This window comes from Streptomyces sp. NPDC053560 (genome assembly GCF_044544605.1).
Lineage (GTDB): Bacteria > Actinomycetota > Actinomycetes > Streptomycetales > Streptomycetaceae > Streptomyces.
This window is the reverse complement of record NZ_JBITXI010000013.1, coordinates 140,746-160,242: the sequence shown is the minus strand read 5'-3', so window position 1 is coordinate 160,242 and position 19,497 is coordinate 140,746. Positions and strand designations below refer to the sequence as shown.

At 71.8% G+C, this 19,497-nt stretch carries 19 protein-coding genes and 2 pseudogenes; 9 read left to right on the top strand and 12 right to left on the bottom strand.

The features are described 5' to 3' along the window. Positions 1-135 precede the first annotated feature (135 nt). Entirely contained in the window at positions 136-1,419 is a 1,284-nt protein-coding gene (locus ACIGQF_RS29130) for an aromatic acid exporter family protein (RefSeq protein WP_399716508.1), read from the bottom strand. Positions 1,420-1,772: 353 nt separating this feature from the next. Here ACIGQF_RS29130 and ACIGQF_RS29125 point away from each other — a divergent pair, with 353 nt between their 5' ends. Together ACIGQF_RS29125 and ACIGQF_RS29120 are read left to right on the top strand one after the other, a co-directional pair. After that, complete coding sequence (locus ACIGQF_RS29125; protein WP_399716146.1) at positions 1,773-2,498, top strand: L,D-transpeptidase family protein; 726 nt, start codon at positions 1,773-1,775, stop codon at positions 2,496-2,498. 171 nt (positions 2,499-2,669) lie between these two features. Then, positions 2,670-2,835: pseudogene (locus ACIGQF_RS29120) on the top strand (AraC family transcriptional regulator); the annotation flags it as partial. A gap of 34 nt (positions 2,836-2,869) precedes the next feature. Here the strand turns inward: ACIGQF_RS29120 and ACIGQF_RS29115 are convergent. Further along, entirely contained in the window at positions 2,870-4,333 is a 1,464-nt protein-coding gene (locus ACIGQF_RS29115) for an aromatic amino acid ammonia-lyase (RefSeq protein ID WP_399716143.1), read from the bottom strand. A 167-nt stretch (positions 4,334-4,500) separates the two neighbouring features. On the opposite strand from ACIGQF_RS29115, the gene ACIGQF_RS29110 reads away from it, so the two are divergent. Then, positions 4,501-5,895: an MFS transporter gene (locus tag ACIGQF_RS29110; protein ID WP_399716140.1), complete on the top strand. Its 1,395-nt coding sequence runs from the start codon at positions 4,501-4,503 to the stop codon at positions 5,893-5,895. Positions 5,896-5,902: 7 nt separating this feature from the next. On the opposite strand, the gene ACIGQF_RS29105 is transcribed toward ACIGQF_RS29110, so the two are convergent. Next, positions 5,903-6,676 carry a formylglycine-generating enzyme family protein gene (locus ACIGQF_RS29105; protein WP_399716137.1) on the bottom strand — a complete coding sequence of 258 codons (774 nt, stop codon included), beginning with the start codon at positions 6,674-6,676 and terminating at the stop codon, positions 5,903-5,905. A gap of 361 nt (positions 6,677-7,037) precedes the next feature. Between ACIGQF_RS29105 and ACIGQF_RS29100 the strand changes: the two genes are divergently transcribed. Further along, positions 7,038-7,709: a hypothetical protein gene (locus ACIGQF_RS29100; RefSeq protein WP_399716134.1), complete on the top strand. Its 672-nt coding sequence runs from the start codon at positions 7,038-7,040 to the stop codon at positions 7,707-7,709. A 48-nt stretch (positions 7,710-7,757) separates the two neighbouring features. Here ACIGQF_RS29100 and ACIGQF_RS29095 read toward each other — a convergent pair whose 3' ends face one another. Then, the gene (locus tag ACIGQF_RS29095; protein WP_399716505.1) at positions 7,758-8,237 is read right to left on the bottom strand and encodes a DUF2267 domain-containing protein; all 480 of its coding nucleotides are present in this window, start codon (positions 8,235-8,237) and stop codon (positions 7,758-7,760) included. Positions 8,238-8,410: 173 nt separating this feature from the next. After that, the gene (locus ACIGQF_RS29090) at positions 8,411-8,842 is read right to left on the bottom strand and encodes an Hsp20/alpha crystallin family protein (RefSeq protein WP_399716132.1); all 432 of its coding nucleotides are present in this window, start codon (positions 8,840-8,842) and stop codon (positions 8,411-8,413) included. Between the two features lie 188 nt (positions 8,843-9,030). On the opposite strand from ACIGQF_RS29090, the gene ACIGQF_RS29085 reads away from it, so the two are divergent. Then, entirely contained in the window at positions 9,031-9,684 is a 654-nt protein-coding gene (locus tag ACIGQF_RS29085) for a type III effector protein (protein WP_399716502.1), read from the top strand. A 78-nt stretch (positions 9,685-9,762) separates the two neighbouring features. Here ACIGQF_RS29085 and ACIGQF_RS29080 read toward each other — a convergent pair whose 3' ends face one another. The 3 genes from ACIGQF_RS29080 to ACIGQF_RS29070 are packed head-to-tail and all read right to left on the bottom strand — an operon-like array spanning position 9,763 to position 12,029. Next, the gene (locus ACIGQF_RS29080; RefSeq protein ID WP_399716127.1) at positions 9,763-10,341 is read right to left on the bottom strand and encodes a TetR/AcrR family transcriptional regulator C-terminal ligand-binding domain-containing protein; all 579 of its coding nucleotides are present in this window, start codon (positions 10,339-10,341) and stop codon (positions 9,763-9,765) included. Between the two features lie 54 nt (positions 10,342-10,395). Further along, positions 10,396-11,832 carry an amidase gene (locus ACIGQF_RS29075; RefSeq protein ID WP_399716123.1) on the bottom strand — a complete coding sequence of 479 codons (1,437 nt, stop codon included), beginning with the start codon at positions 11,830-11,832 and terminating at the stop codon, positions 10,396-10,398. Between the two features lie 5 nt (positions 11,833-11,837). Beyond that, a complete protein-coding gene (locus ACIGQF_RS29070) occupies positions 11,838-12,029 on the bottom strand; it encodes a hypothetical protein (protein ID WP_399716120.1) in 192 nt (63 codons plus the stop codon). 278 nt (positions 12,030-12,307) lie between these two features. Between ACIGQF_RS29070 and ACIGQF_RS29065 the strand changes: the two genes are divergently transcribed. Further along, positions 12,308-13,195 (top strand): MBL fold metallo-hydrolase, encoded by an 888-nt coding sequence (locus ACIGQF_RS29065; protein WP_399716118.1) that lies wholly within the window; start codon positions 12,308-12,310, stop codon positions 13,193-13,195. Positions 13,196-13,363: 168 nt separating this feature from the next. Beyond that, positions 13,364-13,729, top strand: a pseudogene (locus ACIGQF_RS29060) (dihydrofolate reductase family protein); the annotation flags it as partial. 42 nt (positions 13,730-13,771) lie between these two features. Here the strand turns inward: ACIGQF_RS29060 and ACIGQF_RS29055 are convergent. Then, entirely contained in the window at positions 13,772-14,539 is a 768-nt protein-coding gene (locus tag ACIGQF_RS29055; protein ID WP_399716115.1) for a class I SAM-dependent methyltransferase, read from the bottom strand. Between the two features lie 122 nt (positions 14,540-14,661). On the opposite strand from ACIGQF_RS29055, the gene ACIGQF_RS29050 reads away from it, so the two are divergent. Then, positions 14,662-15,177, top strand: coding sequence for a hypothetical protein (locus ACIGQF_RS29050; RefSeq protein WP_399716112.1), 516 nt, complete (start codon positions 14,662-14,664; stop codon positions 15,175-15,177). Positions 15,178-15,206: 29 nt separating this feature from the next. On the opposite strand, the gene ACIGQF_RS29045 is transcribed toward ACIGQF_RS29050, so the two are convergent. The 3 genes from ACIGQF_RS29045 to ACIGQF_RS29035 form a co-directional block, all read right to left on the bottom strand. Next, a complete protein-coding gene (locus ACIGQF_RS29045) occupies positions 15,207-16,040 on the bottom strand; it encodes an aldo/keto reductase (protein WP_399716109.1) in 834 nt (277 codons plus the stop codon). Positions 16,041-16,179: 139 nt separating this feature from the next. After that, a complete protein-coding gene (locus ACIGQF_RS29040) occupies positions 16,180-16,974 on the bottom strand; it encodes an SDR family NAD(P)-dependent oxidoreductase (protein WP_399716107.1) in 795 nt (264 codons plus the stop codon). Between the two features lie 228 nt (positions 16,975-17,202). Next, a complete protein-coding gene (locus ACIGQF_RS29035) occupies positions 17,203-18,156 on the bottom strand; it encodes a LysR family transcriptional regulator (RefSeq protein ID WP_399716104.1) in 954 nt (317 codons plus the stop codon). A 172-nt stretch (positions 18,157-18,328) separates the two neighbouring features. Between ACIGQF_RS29035 and ACIGQF_RS29030 the strand changes: the two genes are divergently transcribed. Further along, a complete protein-coding gene (locus ACIGQF_RS29030; RefSeq protein WP_399716100.1) occupies positions 18,329-19,450 on the top strand; it encodes a PrpF domain-containing protein in 1,122 nt (373 codons plus the stop codon). Positions 19,451-19,497: the final 47 nt, after the last annotated feature.

The window sequence follows — 19,497 nt, the reverse complement described above, 5'->3', positions numbered from 1 at the left end:
TCCCTCAACACCGCTGGGGGGGGGGGGGCCCGGGGGGCCGCGGCCCGGGGGCGCCCCCCCCCCCCCCCCCCCGGGGCGCGCGGCCCCCCCCCCCGGCGCCGTATGTCACACGTCCTGCCTCGGCTGCCGGCCGCCTCAGTGGTCGACCTGGTGCTGGATCACGTCGCAGGTGTGCTGGAACTCCTCCATCAGGCGGGTGGCTTCGACGACCAGAACGCCGTAGGGGCGTTCCGGGTCGGTGAGCGGCAGCCCCTGCCGCTCGGCCTCTTCGGCCACCTGCTCGCGGCACCGCTGGGCTTCGTCCGCCAGGCGGCACAGCTCGCTCGACTGGTCTGCCAGCGACTCCTCCTCCAGCCCCGCCAGCACCGAGGCAATGGCGGAGATGGACTCCAGGAACCGGGCGTAGCACGTACGGAAGCCGCTGCCCTCCGCATGCTGGGTGCCCTCACGGTCCTCGCGCCAGCGGTCGAGGCTGCGGGTCAGTGAGGCCATCTGGTACAAGGTCCGCTCCAGCGCCTCCATCACCGACGCGTACCCCTCGAAAGAACTGGGGTTCCGGTAGCGCCGCAGCAGGCGCCGGGGGTTGTAGTACTGGCTCTCCTGCGCCGTGCGCAGCCCCGACCTCGCCTGGGTGATCAGCCCCTCGGCCCGCGCCGCCCGGGACCGCCACTGCTCGGTGCGCTCCCGGTCCAGGTCGCCGTCGCGCAGCGCGGGGAAGACATCGCTGACCAGGTCGCACAGGGCGTGCGCGAGCGTGCGGATGCCGTACTCGGCACTGCGGTACCGCATCGGCGGGAACACCGCGAGGTTCACCAGCACACCGACGCCGCAGCCGATGAGCACGAGCAGGATGATCTGCCCGAGCTGGGTCAGCTTCTCGGTGTTGGACGTGGCGGCGGAGTAGGTGGAGAAGGCGAAGAAGGCCGCGGTGGCGACCTGGGAGCGCTGCGCGCCCAGCGCCGGCCAGCGGCCGATGATCAGTGCGACGGCGGCGACCAGGGCGAACGTCAGCACGTCGGGTCCTGCCAGGAAACCCAACGCGGCCTGGATGGCCACACCGGCCGTCACGGCGCCCACGTACCGCAGGGACTGCACGACCGACTGGTAGACCGTGACCTGCATGATCAGCACGGCGGAGAAGGGCGCGAAGGCGGGCGACTGCGCGTTGAGCAGGTTGTAGGAGATCACCCAGGCGACCGTGGCGGCCAGTGTGCTCTTGCCGATGAGCAGCACGGTGTGCCGCTCGTGTCCCGCCGAGCCGACGGCTCTCCCCCACCACTGCCGGATGCGCGCGATCCGGCCCAGGTCGGCCGTCTGCCGTCGTGACGCCGCCTGCCGACCGGTCCGCCCGGTCGCCTCCCCGGTCCCCGTCGTGCCCCTCGTCTCCGTGTTCTTCAGCGGTCTGCTCCCTCCGGGCATCCCCACGGACCGACCCTTTCCCGACGTCGGCCCGCGGTCCTCAGTAGTTCATTGACCCCCGGTACCCGGCCGTACCAAGGGCACCCCTGATCACTGCGCCATGTGGCCTACTCGACATCCGAGGACGCTCATCGGCAGGGCTCCTGTCAACGTGCCGTCGGGGCGTACGTGCCTCGTGTGCCTGTCCGGGCTCGGTGGGTCAATTGGGGCTCCATGTTCGGTAATTGGCGCTTTTGCTGGGCGATGGACATCTAATGTGAATGTGCGGTGGCTCATGAGGTCTGCATGGCCTCAGCCGTCGCAGTCATTCGTTGGGGGACGCCTGGCAGGTGTCGAGACGAGAGTGGTGATCCATGGCACGTACGAAGAGTCGAATACCTCGCGGACGGCGGGGCATCGCGTACGCGGCGGCGGCCGGAGTGCTGTCGCCGCTGCTGGTGGTGGGGCTGCCCGCGGCCTCCGCGCAGGCGGCCTCCGGGTCGTGGTGCGGTGGGCTGCAAGGGCCGTACCAGAAGCAGGCCGAGAGATTCCTCGGCCGGAAGGCGGACGGCAGACAGTCGGTCGGTGACTGCCGGGCGATCCGTGATTTCCAGCGGGCACACGGCATTTACCCGCAGTACGGGTATGCCGGGCCGGTGACCTGGGACGTCATGAAGCTGGTGAAGAAGCAGAAGGCGGCCGGCAAGAACCCCAACCGGGCAGGGCACTGCCCGGTGAACAAGGGGCGGATCGCCTGTGTGGACCTGACCCGGCAGATCAGCTGGATCCAGGACGGCCGCAAGCTCGTCAAGGGTCCGGTCCCGGTGCGTACGGGACGCAACAAGCACGAGACGCGCACCGGACTGCACCGCGTCTACTGGCGGCACAAGGACCACGTCTCCACGCTCTACGACGTGCCGATGCCGTACAGCCAGTTCTTCGACGGCGGCGAGGCGTTCCACGCCATCGACGGCAGTGTGTGGTCGGCGCCGGGTTCGCACGGCTGCGTCAACATGCGGACCGCGGACGCCAAGAGCTACTGGAAGCTGCTGCGGAACGGCGACGAGGTCTACGTGTACGGGCGCAAGGCCAGGACGTGAGGACCGGCCGGTAGCCCGCGGGCCTCGTCCCGTGGGCCGTACTGTGGGCCGTCCCGGTGTTCCGGGGCGGCCCACGAGCGTGTCGGGAGGGCGAGGAGGGCCGGGCGGTCCCGCGCACCGGCCACCGGCATGTCGCGGTGTTCAGCGGGGTGAGGTCGAGGCGGGTGACGGGGTGCCGGCCGGCGTATGCTCAGCCGGCTCTTCCGGGACGAGCCGGGCATGACGTTCCCGCAGAGGCGGACCCGGCTGCGGCTGGTCCTCGACCAGCGCCTTCATCGATGTCTTCCGCCGCGCCTTCGGCCATACGCCCGGTACGCGCCACCGCGGCACCCTGTAGTCGGTCGGAACGATGGCGGCCACGACGACGGTGTTCAGAACTCCGAGAAGTCCCCGATCAGGGCCTCGGCCGCCTCGATCTCGCCGCTGAGGGGGTGGTCCTCCTCGACGTACGGCAGTCGCTCGGCGGCCGCCGCGAAGGCGCTGCCCACGGGGGCGGTCGGCAGGTCCTCGCCGGAGAGACGCAACGCCCGTACCGCTCCGATGAGTTCGCAGGCCAGGACCGTGCGGTAGGCGGCGACGGCCGAAGTGGTGGTGCGGACCGCCTGGGTGGAGAAGCTGGCGTGGTCCTCCAGGCCGCGCGAGATCACCGCGGTGCCGAGCGTGACCGGAGCCGCGGCGTGCCGGAGCCGGCCGAGCGCGTCGTGCGCGACGTACTCCAGGATCATGATGCCGGAGCTGCCCGCGGGGCCGGCGGCCAGGAACGGTGACAGGCCCGTGAGATCGGGCTCGACCAGGTCGCTCAGGCGCGCCGCCGACAGTTCGGCGGCATGGTGCAGCGCGGCACGCAGGCCGTCCAGCGCGAGCGCGAGATAGGCGGTGGAGAACTGCCCGTGGTGGTGAATCTGCTCGGCGTCGATGTCGATCAGCGGGTTCTCGGCTGCAGCGTTGACGTCGATGGCCAGTACCCGTTCCAGTGTGTCGGCCGCGTCCAGGGCCGGTCCATGGACCTGCGGGAAGGCCCGCAGTCCGAAGGGGTCCTGGAGGCGCCGACCGGCGGGCGCGTCGGTGCCGAGGCCGAGGATGCGGCGCATCTCGGCGGCGCAGTACAGCGATCCGTGATGCGGCCGGGCGGCGTGCACCACCTCGGAGAAGGCCTCGGGCGAGCCACCGAGCGCACGGTAGGAGAGGGCGGTGATCACATGGCTCGCGCGCAGCAGCCGCCGCAGATCGTGCCAGGCGAGGACGGATTCCGCGAGGGTGACGGCGTTGCTGGAGATGAAGGCGAGGGCGTCGCCGGGGCTGATGGGCACCGGGTCCAGTGACCGCCCCGCCCAGGGCCGTTCGCCGGCGAGGGTCAGCGCGATCTCGGCGAGGGTGGTGAGGTCGCCGGTGCCGATGGCGCCGCGGGCGTGCACCGAGGGCAGTGCGTCCTCGCGCAGTGCGGTTTCGAGCGCGCGGAGCAGCCGGGGGTGTACGCCGCTGCCCGCCGCGGCCAGTTGGTTGAGGCGGACGAGGAGCCCCGCGCGTACGACGTCGTCCGGCAGCGGCTCCCCGCTGCCGCCGGCGTGACTGCGTAGCAGACGGAGGCCGTGCTGGTCGGCGGAGTCGGCTGCGACCACGGCATGCCGGTTGGCTCCGACGCCGGTGGTGCGTCCGTACACGGCTCGCTTGGCGCCGCTGTCGCGAGCGATCTCGTACGCGCGCCCGGCGCGCTTGAGGGCGTCGTCGGCCAAGTGCACCGGGACGCCCTTCCGCGCGACGCGGACGATGTCGGCGCAGGTCAGGGCGGTACCGTTGATGCGGAGGGAAGTGCTGAGGGTCGTGCGGTCCGGCATGAAGCTCCCTTGACAAGAACTTATTCATTGCGCAGGGTGCATGAAACTCTTCATTCGCTTCCTTGGCAAGAGCAGTTCCCACAGGTCGCTTTCGGCGGCCTGTCCCTCCATCCCGCCCGACGCCGCCGGAGCCGCGGCGTCCCCCTGATCGGAGAGCTTGTCGAGCCATGCCGGACGACCGGACCCTCATCCCAGCCGCCGATCCCGAAGCCGCCGAGTCCGCCGCTGATCCCCCAACCGCACCGGCCGGCGCCACGGCGACCGACACCTTCGACGACGTCCCCCTCAACCGCTTCCATCTGAAGATCACCGCGCTGACGTTCGGCGCGAACTTCTCCGACGGCTACCAACTGGGCATCATCGGCATCGCGCTCACCGCCATGGCTCCGCAGATGCACCTCGGCTCCATGTGGCAGGGGCTGATGGGCGCCTCGGCCCTCATCGGCATCTTCGCCGGCAGCATCGCCATCGGCTGGGCCGCCGACCGCATGGGGCGGCAGCGGCTCTACATGCTCGATTTCCTGCTGATCGCCGTCGCCTCCGTGCTTCAGTTCTTCGTCACCGGTCCCGTGGAGCTGTTCGTCCTGCGGCTCCTGATCGGCTTCGGCATCGGCGCCGACTACGCGCTCGGCCCCACCCTCGTCGCCGAGTTCGTACCGCGCCGCTTCCGTGGCGGCCTGCTCGCCTCGCTGACCTGTATGTGGACCGTCGGCTACATCGCCGCCTTCTTCTTCGGCACGTACCTCATCGGCCTCGGCGGCGACTCCTGGCGATGGCTGCTGGCGAGCAGCGCCGTGCCCGCCATCGCGGTCCTGCTGTTGCGTCTGGGCACGCCCGAATCGCCGCGCTGGCTGCTCAGCAAGGGCCGGACCGCCGAGGCCCGGGAGGTGGTCAACCGGTACGTCGGCAGCCACATCGACTTCGACGCGTTCGCGGCACAGCAGCAGCACACCGCGGAGAGGCGGGCCTCCTACCGCGAGCTGTTCGGCGCCGAGCACTGGCGCAACACCGCGTTCGGCGTGCTGTTCTACAACTGCCAGGTGATCCCGTACTTCGCGATCTACACCTTCCTCCCGCTGGTCCTGGTCAAGATCCAGCTCAATGGCTCCGGCTTCCTCAGCGAGGCCCTGCTCAACTCGTTCCTGCTGCTCGGCGGGGTCGTCGGACTGTGGCTGGTGGCCAAGCTGACCCGGCGGCGGCTCACCATCGGCTCGTTCATCGTGCTCGCGCTGTCGCTCGCACCGATGGGCATCTGGCCGGACGCGCCGGCCGCACTGCTCTTCCCGCTGTTCCTGGTCTTCACCTTCACCATGTCGGCGGCGACCAACCTCGACCAGGTCTACCCGCCCGAGCTGTTCCCCACCGAGCTGCGCAGCTCGGGCGTCGGCCTGCTGAACGGCATGAGCCGTGTGGGCTCCGCCGTGGGCACGTTCCTGCTGCCGGTCAGCCTCGGCTCGTTCGGATTCGCGCCGACCATGATGGCGCTCACCGCCATCCTGGTGATCGGCGCGGTGATCTCCGTGATGTGGGCCCCGGAGACGAGCGGAGCGGCCCTGGACTGAACCCGGCTCACACCGGAGGGCGCGCCGGACCGGTGCGCCCTCCCCGGCCGGGTGCCTGTCCCCCGCCGCCTGCGTGTCCCTCATCGGGTGTCTGCCCCCGGTCGTCGCCGAAGGACCGTGCGACGCGGAACCCCACGTCGTCCACCTGGTAACTCGGGTGGCTGCGGCGCCGCGCCGAGGCCCGGCAGCTCCAGTGCTCGTCGAACCAGCCGCCGCCACGCAGCACCCGGTACGTGCCGTAGACCTCGGGGTCGTAGAGGTCCCAGCACCAGTTCCACACATTGCCGAGCATGTCGTGCAGGCCCCACTCGTTGGGGCGCTTGCCGCCCACCTCGTGCAGGCGTTCCTGGGAGTTGCCGCGGTACCAGGCGATCTCGTCGAGCGGTCCGTAGTGCGGGCCGCTCGTCCCGGCGCGGCAGGCGTGCTCCCACTCGGCCTCGGTCGGCAGCCGGTACCCGTCGGCGGACGCTTCCCATTCGCACTCGGTGCCGCCGCCGGTGCCCTGGATGCGGTAGGCGGGCGCGAACCCGTCGCGCCGGGACAGCGCGTTGCAGAAGCGGACCGCGTCCCACCAGGAGACGCCCTCCACGGGCAGCCGGTCCCCCTGAGCGCTGCCGGGCCGCGCGCCGGTGACCTCCGCATACAGCCCCTGGGTCACGGGGAACGCCGCGATCCGGTACGGCGCGAGCCCGACCGACCAGGTGCGCTCCGTACGCCGGTCCGACAGCGTCACCCCGCCCGGCGGGACAGCGACCAGCTCGTCCCCCACCTGCTCCCCCATGAACAGACTCCGTCCGCTCGAACTCCACTCGTCGGTGGAGCGCATCCCGCCGTTCCGGTGCGTCGGTGTTCCCACCGGCCGCGTGTCATGATCTCCTGATCCGGCACGGCAGGGCCACTTCGGTTGGGAAAGCAGCCGGCCCTCGCCTCGTACCGGACTGTGGGAGCCGTTCCGCTCCGCAGGCCGCGTACCGCGCTGCCCGGCCCCAACGGCCGTCCGCAGCCCTCCGACACAGCACCGGCTTGATGTCACAGGCCACTCGGGCCGTACATCGGACTGTCGTCATCCACCGGCAGTACCGGCGGCCCGTCCAGGCACCCGCCGGCGACCGTGGCCGGTGGCAGACGACGGAGAGACAACAGTGGCAGAGGGATACTCGGTTGCGGACCTGGCGATGGCCGACTGTCTGCACGAGATCAGCGCCGGCCGGCTGCCGCTGCACGCGTGTGCCGACGTTCTGGGGCTGGACGGTCTGGCGCTGCTGCTCACCACCGATACGGGCCTGCCGGAGCCGATGCGCGTCCATGGCCCGCTGACCGAACCACTGGAGGACCTTCAGCTCGTACACGGGCAGGGGCCCAGCCCGGACGCCGCCCAGCACGGCATGACGGTCCTGGCTCCGGACCTGACCGACCTGGCCGCCTCGCGCTGGACCGGCCTGGCACCCGACATCCGCGACCTGGGGGTGGGTGCGGTCTTCGCCTTTCCCCTGCGCATCGGGGCCATCAGGATCGGCGCGCTCAGCGGCCACCGGAGAGCACCGGGCATCATGGCTCCACAACAGCTCAGCGGCGCCGACGCCCTCGCCGACGCCGCCGCACATGCCGTACTGCGGCAGCATTCCTGGCTCTCGGACCAGTTGGACCTGCCCTTCGGCGCGGCCCATCGGGCCGCCGACGTGCTCACCGGACGGCTCGGCGGCGTCCCCCTCGAACACGCCTGGCTACGGCTGCGCGCCCACGCCTTCCGCCACGACCGGTCGTTGCTGGAAACCGCCGATGCCGTACTGCACGGCCGGCTCACCGACCTGTGAGCCTACGGGCTGCCGAGAGGGGGCCGGCAGCCCTGGTCCGGCGGGGGCTCAGGCCGCCTGAGGCTCGGCCGTACGGGGCGCGGCCGCGGGGACCTTGGACGCCTGGGGAATCTCGGGGCGTCCGAACAACGGGGCGTATCCGGAGGGGAGATGGACCAGAATGCGGGCGAGGAGATCGCGGCCCGCGAGAGCGGCCACCGTCGTGAGGACGGCCCCGGTGTCCCACCGGGTGGTGGCCGGGCTGCCGCCGGTACGGGCGGCGAGGTCCTTGACGAAGCCCCAGCCGGTGAGCGGTTGCGGGGACGGGATCTGGCCCGTGAAGGTGACGGCGGCCTCCAGAGGCAGGCGCGCGGCCAGTTCGACGCGTTCGTCGCCGGTCAGCTGCCGGCCCAGTGCGGCGAGTACGGCCTGGACGGCTTCCTCGGCGCGTTCCCGGGTCGGATAGGCACCTTCGTACCGGACCTTCTCCAGCATCAGCTGATAGGTCATCACCGTGTTGCGCCGGGCCGGGGCGGGCTGGGAGTGCATCGCTGTCGCAGGCGCCTTTCTCATGTTTCCGTCCGTTGTCTGCTGTTGTCTGCTGTTGTCTGCCGACGTGTTACCGCTGTGGGCGAGTTGATGCGCCTCGATGTGCGGAGGCGCCCGCCGGTCGCCCGGCCGGGAGCGGCCCGGCACAGAACGCCGCTCCGGGCCCCGGCGGCTCAGCGGGAGAGCTGCTTGTCCACCGAACCGCTGCGGACGGTGACCTTGCGGGGCTCGGCGCGCTCGGTGACCGGGATGCGCAGGGTCAGCACCCCCGCGTCGTAATCGGCCGTGATGCGCGCGGTGTCGAGGGTGTCGGCCAGGAGCAGCCGGCGGGAGAAGACGCCCAGCGGCCGTTCGGATACGTCCATCCGGACCTTGTCCCCGTCCGCCACCGGCCGGCGCTCGGCCTTGACGGTCAGCACGTTGCGTTCGACGTCGATATCGATGGCCTCCGGCGCCACTCCGGGCAGATCGAACGCCACTACGTACGCGCCGTCCTCGCGGTACGCGTCCATCGGCATCGGCGCCGGGCGTGACCACGTACCGGAACCCATCAGGTGCTGGGCGAGCCGGTCGAACTCACGGAAGGGATCGGTGCGCATCAACATGTGGGATACACCTCCAGAAGGCCCAGGCAGTCTCTGCCAATGCGCTTCACCTGACACCGTTGTAGCATGTCATCGGAACGATGACAAAGTGAATGTCGTCTAGGGGACGACATCTGCAACTGCCCCGGCCGTGGAAGATGCCGGCCGGGGCAGCCGACGAGGGTGCCGCCGAGGAGAACGAGAAGGTCATGTCCCCCGCCGATCACACCAGCCCCGCCTCCTTCCTCGCCGCCGCGGCGGCACTGGAGGCCATCGAGGACGCCGTCCACACCGCCCAGCACAACGACACCGAACCGCCCCCCTCCCCCGCCGACGGACCGGAACGGGCACTGGCCGCCCTGCTGTTGCTGCGCCAGGTACGCGAACAGCTCGCCGGCTGGGAGACCGGACTGATCGAGACGGCCCGGCAGGCGGGCGCCAGCTGGGCCGACCTCGCCGAGCCACTCGGCGTCGCCAGCCGCCAGGCCGCCGAACGCCGTTATCTGCGGCAGCGCCCCGGCCCCGCCGGCACCACCGGCGAACAGCGCGTCCAGGCCACCCGCGACCGCCGCGCGGCCGACCGCAGTGTTGCCGCCTGGGCCCGCCACCACGCCGCCGACCTGCGCAGCCTGGCCGGCCAGGTCACTGCCCTCAGCGGCCTCCCGGCTGCCTCCCGCGCTCCCCTGGCGCGCCTGAACCAGGCCCTCGCGCACGACGACCCGGCCGCCCTCCTCGCCCCGCTCACCGCGGCCCGGCCACACCTCCAGCGGCGCCATCCCGACCTCGCCGCCCGTATCGACAGGCTGACCACGCACACCGATCAGCTGCGCGACGACAGCAACAGCCGACGCGGCAACGGCTGAGAAGCCCGGCGCGGCGGCTGTGGCGGCAGGCCGGCGCTCCCGCCGCCCGTACCGGGAAGCGGGGTCGCGCGGTTGTCGTTACTTCCCGGGGGCCGTGTTGAAACGGGCGAGGAGAGTCCGGGCCAGGCCGCGGGCGTAGGCGGCGTCCAACAGGCCGGGCCGGAAGAGGATGCGGTACATCATCGGCGCCACCAGATGGTCGAGGACCGTTTCCACATCGGGCGCGGACTCCCCTCGACCGGCGGCGCGGTCGAGGAGTACGGCGACCTGCTCGGCGGCGTACGCCGAGCACTGTCCCGCGTTGCCGCCCTCCCGGTCCCCGGCCACCGCGTCCTGGATGTAGGCGCGCCCGGCCGCCGAGGACATCTCCTCCAGCCACTCCACCGACCAGGTCTCCAGATCCGCCGCCAGGCTGCCGTGGTCGGCGGGCGGCCCTTCCGGGCGCAGCCGCTCCACCGCCACATCGGACAGCAGCACCTGGAGGTCTCCCCAGCGCCGGTAGATCGTCGAGGGAGTGACCTCGGCGCGCGCCGCGATCAGCGGGACGGTCAGCTCGGCGCGGCCGCGTTCGGCTTCCAGTTCCCGTACGGCCCGGTGCACCGACTCCTGTACGCGCGCGCTGCGCCCGCCCGGGCGGCTCTTCGGCTTTGCTCCCATCCCCTCACCTTAACCACCTTAACGCTGAATCTTTGCTTCAAGAGTGGGCGCACCTCACGCGGGGCCGGGCGGGCCGCCGACCAGCGCGTGACCCACCACGTCCGCCAACGGGGCCGGACCGAAGGCCCGCTCGTACGCGTCCGCCGCGTCCAGCAGCGCCGCTTCGCCGTACGGCCGCCCGATCAGCTGCATACCGATCGGCAGCCCTGCGCTGTCGGCGCCCACCGGCAGCGACAGTGCGGGCAGCCCGGTGACGTTCGCGGGCGAGCTGAACCGTACGTACGTATCGGCCACCCCCTCGACCGTGCCGTCCGGCCAGGTGAACGCCTGCTGCCCGACCGACGCCGCGGTGGCCGGCACGGACGGCGCCGCGATCAGGTCCACCTGACGCAGCACCCCTTCCCACTCCCGCCGCATCAACGTGCGGGCCTGCTGCGCGCGGATGTGGTCGACGGCCGGCAGCAGTGCGCCCGCTTCCAGCAGTACCCGTACGTCGTCCCCGTACAGCTCGGGTGCGCCGCCCAGCTCCGTGGCGTGGTAGGCGGTCGCCTCGGGCACCATCAGTCCCCAGTGGGCGGCCTGGATGTAGCGGTGCAGCGGGACGGCCACGTCCACCAGGGTCGCGCCGAGGCCGGCCATGCGGTCCAGCGCGGTGCGGACGGCGGCCTCCACCTGGGGATCCACACGGTCGAAGAAGTAGTCGACGGGGACGCCCACGCGGACGCCACGCAGATCCGGCTCGCCGTGGGCGCGGTGCGCGCCGTGGCCGTTGGTGCCGTCGCCCCCGCGCCCCTGCCCGTCCGGGCCGGGGTCGGCGATGGCCGCCAGCACCAGCCCGGCGTCCCGCACCGTGCGGGTGATCGGGCCGACGTGGTCCAGGGACCAGGACAGCGCGGCCACCCCGTCCCGGGGCACCGTTCCGTACGTCGGCTTGAGCCCGACGGCGCCGGTGAGCGCGGCGGGGACCCGGATCGAGCCGCCGGTGTCCGTGCCCAGCGCGAAGGTCGCCGACCCCGCGGCCACCGCGGCGGCCGATCCGCCGCTGGAGCCGCCCGGCACCCGGTCCGGTGCCCACGGGTTACGGGTCTGAGGCGTCGTCAGCCCGTAGGCGAACTCGTGCGTGTGCGACTTGCCGAGCAGCACCGCGCCCGCCTGCTTCAGCCGCGCGGCGACGGTGGCGTCCCGGTCCGGCACCCGGCCGGCGCGTACCGCGGAACCGGAGGCGGTGACCACGCCCGCGGTGTCGATCAGATCCTTGAGGGCCATCGGGATGCCGTGCAGCGGGCCGCGGTACCGCCCGGCGGCGATTTCGCGTTCCGCGGCGGCGGCCTGCTCGCGCGCCGACTCCGCCGTGACGGCCGCGTAGGCGCTCACCAGCGGCTCCGTCGCCTCGATGCGAGCCAGGAGGGAGTCGGTCAGTTCCACCGGAGAGAGGCGTCGGTCGCCGATCGCGCCGGCCGCCTCGGTGAGGGAGAGCTCGTAGGGCTGCACGGCGCTCACCGCCCTTCGGGGCGGTAGACGGCGGCGGGCGGTACGTCCGCGAGGTCGAGCTCCCGGAGGCGGCCGACCACGGCCAGGATGTGGTCGGCCGTGGCGGCGACGGCGGCGTGCCGGTCGTCACGCAGCGGGATTCCCGCGCGCTCGGCCGCCTCGGCGGCTGTCCGCGGGGTGTGGGGAGGAAGGGACATGGCTGATTCGGGTCCTTTTCGGGGTTCGTACGGAAAGGGCGTCGGACGGAAGGGCGTCGAGCAGAAGGGCATCGCGCCGCAGCAACTGGGCAGCGCCGACGGGGCGAACGGGAGAACGGAGCGGTGCCGGTACGTCCGTCTTGGATCGTCCGGGATCGTCCGCCGTACGGACAGTAGGACGCCACGGAGCACTAACGCAAACTGTTTGCGTTAGCGGCTCCGCGAGTCTACCGTTAACGCAACTTTTGCGCTTTAAGGCGCCCGACCCGAGGAGCCGCATGCCCGCCCCCGTCTGGACCATCGGCGACATCACCGTCCACCGCATCGACGAGACCGAACTGCCGCCCGAGACCGGCCCCTGGCTGCTCCCCGGCGCCACCCCGGACGTGGTCGCCGCGGCCCCCTGGCTGCGCCCCGACTTCGCCCGGCCCGATCACGGGCTGCGCCTCGCCAGCCACTCCTTCGCGGTACGCGCGGGCGGTCTGCGCATCCTCGTCGACACCGGCATCGGCAACGGCAAGGACCGCGCCAACCCCGCCTGGAACCACCTGAACACCGACTACCTCACCCGGCTTGAGGCGGCGGGCTTCCCGCCCGACTCCATCGACCTCGTCGTCCTCACCCACCTGCACACCGACCACGTGGGCTGGAACACCCGGTACGACGAAGACGAAGGGGCGTGGGTGCCCACGTTCCCGCACGCCCGGTACGTGGTGGCGCGCGACGAGTGGGCGTACTGGTCGGCCGCCGAACTGGACGCGGCACGCCGCCAGATGTTCCGCGACTCCGTCCATCCGGTGTACGAACACGGCCTGCTGGACCCGGTCGACGTCCCCGCCACCGGAGCGGGCATCGCCCCCGGCGTCACCCTCGTCCCCACCCCGGGGCACACTCCCGGCCAGGTCGCCGTCCGGCTGAGCGACGCCGGGCAGTCGGCTCTGATCACGGGTGACTGTGTCCACCACCCCGTCCAGTTCGGCCGCCCCGACCTGTCCAGCTGCGTCGACATCGACCCGGCACGGGCCGTCGCCACCCGCCGTGACCTGCTCGCCTCGCTCGCCGGAACCGGCACGCTCGTCCTCGGCAGCCACTTCCCGCCGCCCACCGCCGGCTACCTCCGCCCCGACGGAGCCGGCTACCGCCTCGACCCGGCACCCGCGGAGTAGGACGCCGCGGGACATCGCCAAGGTACGGCTCCGGACTCCGCGCCCCTCCTCCACGCCCCGGCCGCGCAAGAGCGCAATGATGGGCGGGTGGAGAACGCACCGGGCCAGTACGGCGGACAGTCCGGTCCGTCACCGCACCCGGCGCGAGACAGAGGAGCGAGTGGTCCGATGCGCATCGTGGTCAGTGAGTTCATGAGCCTGGACGGCATCGTGCAGGCGCCGGGCGGCCCGAAGGAGGACGTCGACGGCGGGTTCGCCCACGGCGGCTGGTCGCACCCGTTCTTCGACCCGGAGGTGATGGGCGGCGCGATCGACACGGCGATGGGCAGGGCCGAGGCGCTGCTGTTCGGGCGCCGTACGTGGCAGACGATGGCCGGGGCATGGCCCGAGCGAGCCGGTGACCCGTTCGCCGACCGGATGAACGCCATTCCGAAGTACGTCGTGTCCCGCACGCTCGGCGACGACGAACTGACATGGCACAACACCACGCTCATCCCGGGCGACGACGCCCTCGCCCGCAGCCGGGAGCTGAGGGGCCCGGCGGCCTCACCACGCGGGAGCGAACCGGCGTACGGCTCAGGAGCGCGCCGCCACCAGCAGATCGACCAGGTAGGACTCCTCCACCGTGCCGTCCGGGAAGAGTTCGCGCAGACGCGTGCGTTCTTCGGCGAGGAAGGCCCGGGTGACCGCCTCGCCGAGGACGAGGAACGCCGAGTGGCTGGTGACGTTGGCGAGGTGGGTCTCCAGCGGAACGGTGCGGGTCCACCGCAGCCGGCGGCGCGCGAAGCGGAGCCCCGGCCGGCCGAGTCCGGCGAGCCGGGCGGCGCGGCTGTCGTCGGGGCGCGCCGCCGAGGGCGGCTCCACTCCGCAGTGGCGCGCGATACGGTCCCGCTGCTCGCCGATCCACGGGACGTCCGTATCGCCGAGGTTCCACCAGACGGCGAGCGCGCCGTCCGGCCGCAGGACGCGCAGCGCCTCGGGGACGGAACGGTCGGGGTCGGTCCAGTGCCAGGACTGCGCATAGGTGATGAGGTCGCGGGAGGCTTCGGTGAGAGGCAGTGCGTTGCCGTCGCCCCGGACGATCGGTACGCCGGGGAGCATCCTGGCGAATTCGGCGGCCATGCCGTCGCCGGGCTCCACGGCCACCACCTCGGCGCCGCGCTCGCGCAGCAGGGCGGTGGCGATGCCGGTGCCCGCGCCGACATCGGCGACGCGAGAGCCCGCGAGGGGACGCCCCGCGAGTTCTTCCACCGTGTCCAGGAGGGCGGCCGGATAGGAGGGGCGATTCTCGCCGTACTGCGCGGCGGCCGCGTTGAACGAGTGGGCACGTGAGGTGGCGGTCATCCGTTCATTCTGGCGAGGGCCCGCGAGGCAGGCCCCGCCATCCGGACGGAAAAGATCGGGCAAAAAACGTAAACCTTCCGCCCGCTCACGTCACGACCCATTCGAACGGGCGTTGAGCAGCTGTGACCCTCTCTGTCGACCATGAACAGCGGTACCCCGTACCCGTCGCGCTGCCCTGCCACCTCTGCCCCGAGCCCACGCCCGCCCTGCCCGAACTCGCGGTGGCGCTCCAGCCCGCGATCGGCCCCGAGCGCACGGTGTGGCTGTGCCGCTTCTGCCAGGAGACGCGGCCGGGCCGCGACCGGCCGGAGCTGGGCGGTGCGGACTGGAGCTGGCGGGGCCTGAACCGCGGGGCCACCGCCCTGCGGGCCGACTTCGCCGCGGGGCAGTGGGTACCGCTCCCGGAGGAGCACCGGTTCGCCGAGTCCCTGAACGGATGCCACTGGACGGAGTCGGCGGTACGCGCCCTCCTCCACCGCGCCGCCCCCGCCCTCCGGACCGGGCGACTGGTACCCCTCCTCCAGGACGCCCTCACAGTCGTCCTCGCCCACGTACCGCACACCGACGTATCCCTACGAGAGGTACGCCGCCTGATCACCACCCTGACCCCGGACACCCGCCCACCGGGCACCTCCTGAACGAGACACCCGGGGGCGGCGGCACCCGGTCAGTTGAGGGTGTCGGGGTCGGGGCCCGTTCGCATGCCCTGGTCGAGGGCGGTGATGGCGTCGATGTCCGCGTCGCTCAGGGCGAAGTCGAAGACGTCGAGGTTCTCGCGGATGCGGGCCGGGGTGACCGACTTGGGGATCACGACGTTGCCGATCTGCAGGTGCCAGCGCAGCACGACCTGGGCGGGCGTCTTGCCGTGCCGTTCCGCGATGGCCGTGATGGCCTCGTCTTTCAGCAGCGCGCCCTGCGCGAGCGGGCTCCAGGCCTCGGTGGCGATGCCGTGCTCGGCGTGGAAGGCGCGCAGTTCGCTCTGCTGCAGCCCCGGGTGGAGCTCGATCTGGTTGACCACCGGGACGATGCCGGAGGCGTCCAGCAGCCGCTGCAGGTGCGCGGGCTGGAAGTTCGACACGCCGATGGCACGGGTGCGGCCGTCGGCGAGCAGCTTCTCGAAGGCGCGCCAGGTGTCGAGGTACCGGTCGCGGGCCGGGGTCGGCCAGTGGATCAGGTACAGGTCGACGTGGTCCAGGCCCAGCTTGGCCAGCGAGGCGTCGAAGGCGGCCAGCGTGGCGTCGTAACCCTGGTCGTCGTTCCACAGCTTGGTGGTGACGAAGAGGTCCTCGCGGGCGATGCCGGAGGAGGCCAGCGCGCGGCCGACGCCGGTTTCGTTGCCGTAGACGGCGGCGGTGTCGATGCTGCGGTAGCCGGCCTCCAGGGCGCTGGTGACGGCGGCGGTGGTCTCGTCGTCGGGGACCTGGAAGACACCGAAGCCCAGCTGCGGCATGGCCACACCGTTGTTCAGCGTCACGTTCGGAATCGATGTCGAGGGGTTCATGAGGGGGGTGCAGTCCTTTCGCACGGTGGTCGGTCGCCGTCCGTGCAGGTCGGTACGGGTTTGCCGGTACGGGCCCTGGAGGGCCGGCTCGTCGTTACGGGCTCGTCGGTGCGGGCTCGGCAGGGAATCTGCCGGCTCGTCAGGGGATCAGGGTCGGTGCCACGCCGCCGTCGACGCGCAGCGCCGCGCCGGTGGTCGCGGAAGCGTGCTCGGATGCCGCATACACGGCCAGCGCGGCCACTTCCTCGGGCCGGATGAGGCGGCCGAGGAGCGAGGTGGGCCGCTCCTGCCGGATGAAGGCGGCCTCGGCCTCCGCGAAGGAGGTGCCGGGGCCGACCCGGTCGGCGATGAACTCCTCGACGCCGGGGGTCAGCGTGGGGCCGGGCAGGACGGAGTTGACGGTGACGCCGGTACCAGCCAGCTCCTGCGCCATACCGCGCGAGACGGCGAGCTGGGCGGTCTTGGTCATGCCGTAGTGGACCATCTCGGTCGGCGTCATGACCGCCGACTCGCTGGAGATGAACAGCACCCGGCCCCAGCCCCGCTCGGCCATCCGCGGTGCGTAGTGGCGGGCCAGCCGGATGCCACTGAGCACGTTGACCTCGAAGAACCGCTGCCATTCGGCGTCGGGGATCTCGAAGACGGGGGTGGCGGAGAAGATGCCGGTGTTGTTGACCAGTACGTCGCAGTCGGGGACCGCCTCGATCAGGGCATCGGTGCCTTCGACGGTGGACACGTCGGCGGCCACCGCGCGTACCCGGTCGGAGCCGGTCTCCTTGGCGATCTCCTGAGCCGCCTGGGCGGTGCGGCTCTCGTCACGGCCGTTGACGGCGACCGCGGCGCCGGCGCGGGCGGCGGCCACGGCGATGGCACGGCCGATGCCCGCGGTGGAGCCAGTGACGATCACGGTACGGCCGGACAGATCGATATGCATGGGACAACCCTTCCTTCGACACGCGCCCTGGTTCGGATGCGCCACCTCAAGATTTAACACGCGCATGCAATTATTGCGAACGCAGGTAACACGCTAACGCATTCTCTTGGCCGTGGGCCCACAAGGCATGCACAAGGGCGGAAGGGCGCCGCGAGTAAGGGCGCGGCCACGACGAGCGCAGCCCTGACCGTCCCGGTTACCGGGAAACGAAGGCGGTTGACGACCCGCTCAGCCCCGTCGGACCGCTCCGAGCTGGGCACGGTGCAGGCCCGAGGAGGCGAAGCGCTGTGCCACCACGCGCAGGACACGGGTCATCGCCTGGGCGGGCGGGGTGGTGGGCCGGGTCTGGGCGTGGGCGAGCAGGATGCGGCGGGTGGGGGCGGGCACGTCGGAGGCGAAGGGGAGCAGGCGGACGTCACTGCGGCGGCTGGTGAGGGCGAGTCGGGGCGCGAGTGCGATGCCCAGCCCGGCGGCCACCATGGCCTGCGCCTCCTGGTAGTCGTGCGACGCGTAGGCGATGCGCGGCTCGAACCCGGCCTGGCGGCAGCTGCGGCGCAGTACGTCGGCGACAGGGTGGTTGTCGGCCCGAATGATCCATTCCTGGTCGGCCAGGTCGCTCAGGCGCACGGAAGGGTGAGTGCGCAGGGGCGAGTCCGCGGGGACCACCAGCACTGTGGGGTCGTCGAGCAGGTGAGTGAGGGCGAGCGCCGGGTCTTCGAGGCGGTTCCAGTCGTAGTCCCACAGCAGCGCCTGTTCCACCTCGCCGGTGTGCAGCATCTCGCACAGCTCGGACAGAACGCCCGCGCGCACTTCGATGCGTACCTCGGCGTACTGGCGGCGGAAGCGGGTGAGTGCGAGCGGCAGGAGCGAGGCACTCGCGGTGGGGAAGGAACCGAGCCGCAGTGTGCCCCGGTCGAGGTCGGCGAACGACTCCAAGTCGGCCTGGGCGGCGCGCAGCTCGCGGCGGATGGCCTGCCCGCGTTCGGCCAGGGCGGAGCCGGCCGGGGTGGGGCGGATGCCACGGGGCAGCCGCTCGATCAGTGGCTGCCCGGCCTCGCGCTCCAGCAGGGACATCTGCTGGGAGGCGGCGGAGGTGGTCATGCCCATCGCCTCGGCTGCGGCAGTGAGGGAGCCGCGTTCGGCGGCCTCGGTGAGCAGCAGGAGATGGCGCACGTTCAGCATGGCGCTGAGTTTAGCTGAGCTAAACCCTGGTGAAGTTGACTGCCATTGTGCGCAAGTCGCACCTCTGCGAAGGTCTTCGCATTCCCCGGAGCGGTTCACCGGTTGGCAATGCGCCCGTAACCGTTCTCCGGCCCTCCCCAGCGCCCGCGTTGACCGAGAAAGAGCATCAGACGTGCACACTCCCGCGACCCTGGTCCGCGGTGGCACCAGCAAGTGCTGGCTGTTCCACCAGGTCCATGTCCCCGCCGAACTCGGCGCCCTGGAGAAACTGCTGGTCGCCGCCTACGGCGCCACCGATCCGGTGGAACTCGACGGGGTCGGCGGGGCCACCCCCACCACCTCCAAGGCCGCGATCGTCAGCGCCTCGCCCGCCCCCGGAACCGACATCGACTACCTCTTCGCCCAGGTCGGCATCGGCACCGGCTCGGTGGAGTGGACGAGCAACTGCGGCAACTGCGCGACCGGCGTCGCCCTGTACGCGGTCGCGAAGGGCCTGGTGCCGATCACCGGGGACCGGACTCGTGTGGTGATGCGCAACATGAACACCGGCGCGGTGCTCGAAGGGCTCGTGGACACCACTGGGGGTGTGGCGCACGACTTCGGCGAGCAGACCGTACCGGGCACCCGCGCCGGTGGTGTCGCGGTCGGCCTCACCTTCCGCGACCCGGCGGGCCGTACCACCGGATCCCTGCTGCCCACCGGACTGGCCGCACAGGAACTGCGAGTCGGGGCCGCTGACCCGGTTCTGGTGAGCATGGTGGACGCCGGGGCGCCGGTCGTTCTCGTCGAGGCCACCAGCGCCGCACGCACCGGCTCAGAGACCTTGGAGCAGATGCGTACGGACGCGCCCTGGCTGCGCACCGTCCGGCACGCGGCCGCACCGCTGATGGGACTGCTCAAGCCGGGCGAGGAACCCGGCGACGCGGTTCCCAAGGTGGGGCTGGTCGGCCGGCCGGTCGCGTACACCACCACGCTCGGCGAACGCGTCGCTGCCCAGGACTACGACGTCTCCGTGCGCATGCTCACCATGAACGCCCCGCACCCCGCGATCGGCCTGACCTCGGCCGTCGCCGTCGCGGCCGCCGGCCTGCGGGAGGACTCCGTGGTCTCCCGGGCCGCGGGCCGCACTGCCGGTGAGTGGCTTCGCCTGGGCACCCCCGCCGGTGTGATAGCGGTGCGCTGCTCGGATCTGCGGGACGGCCTGCCGGGCCGCGTCACCGTGCAGCGGGCGGCACGCCTGCTCGCCGACGCCCGTATCTACGTACCGGAACCAGGACGGCAACAAGCAGCCTGAACCGGGACGTCTCCCGCCTCCGGGGCCTGTTCACACTCCTCCGCCCC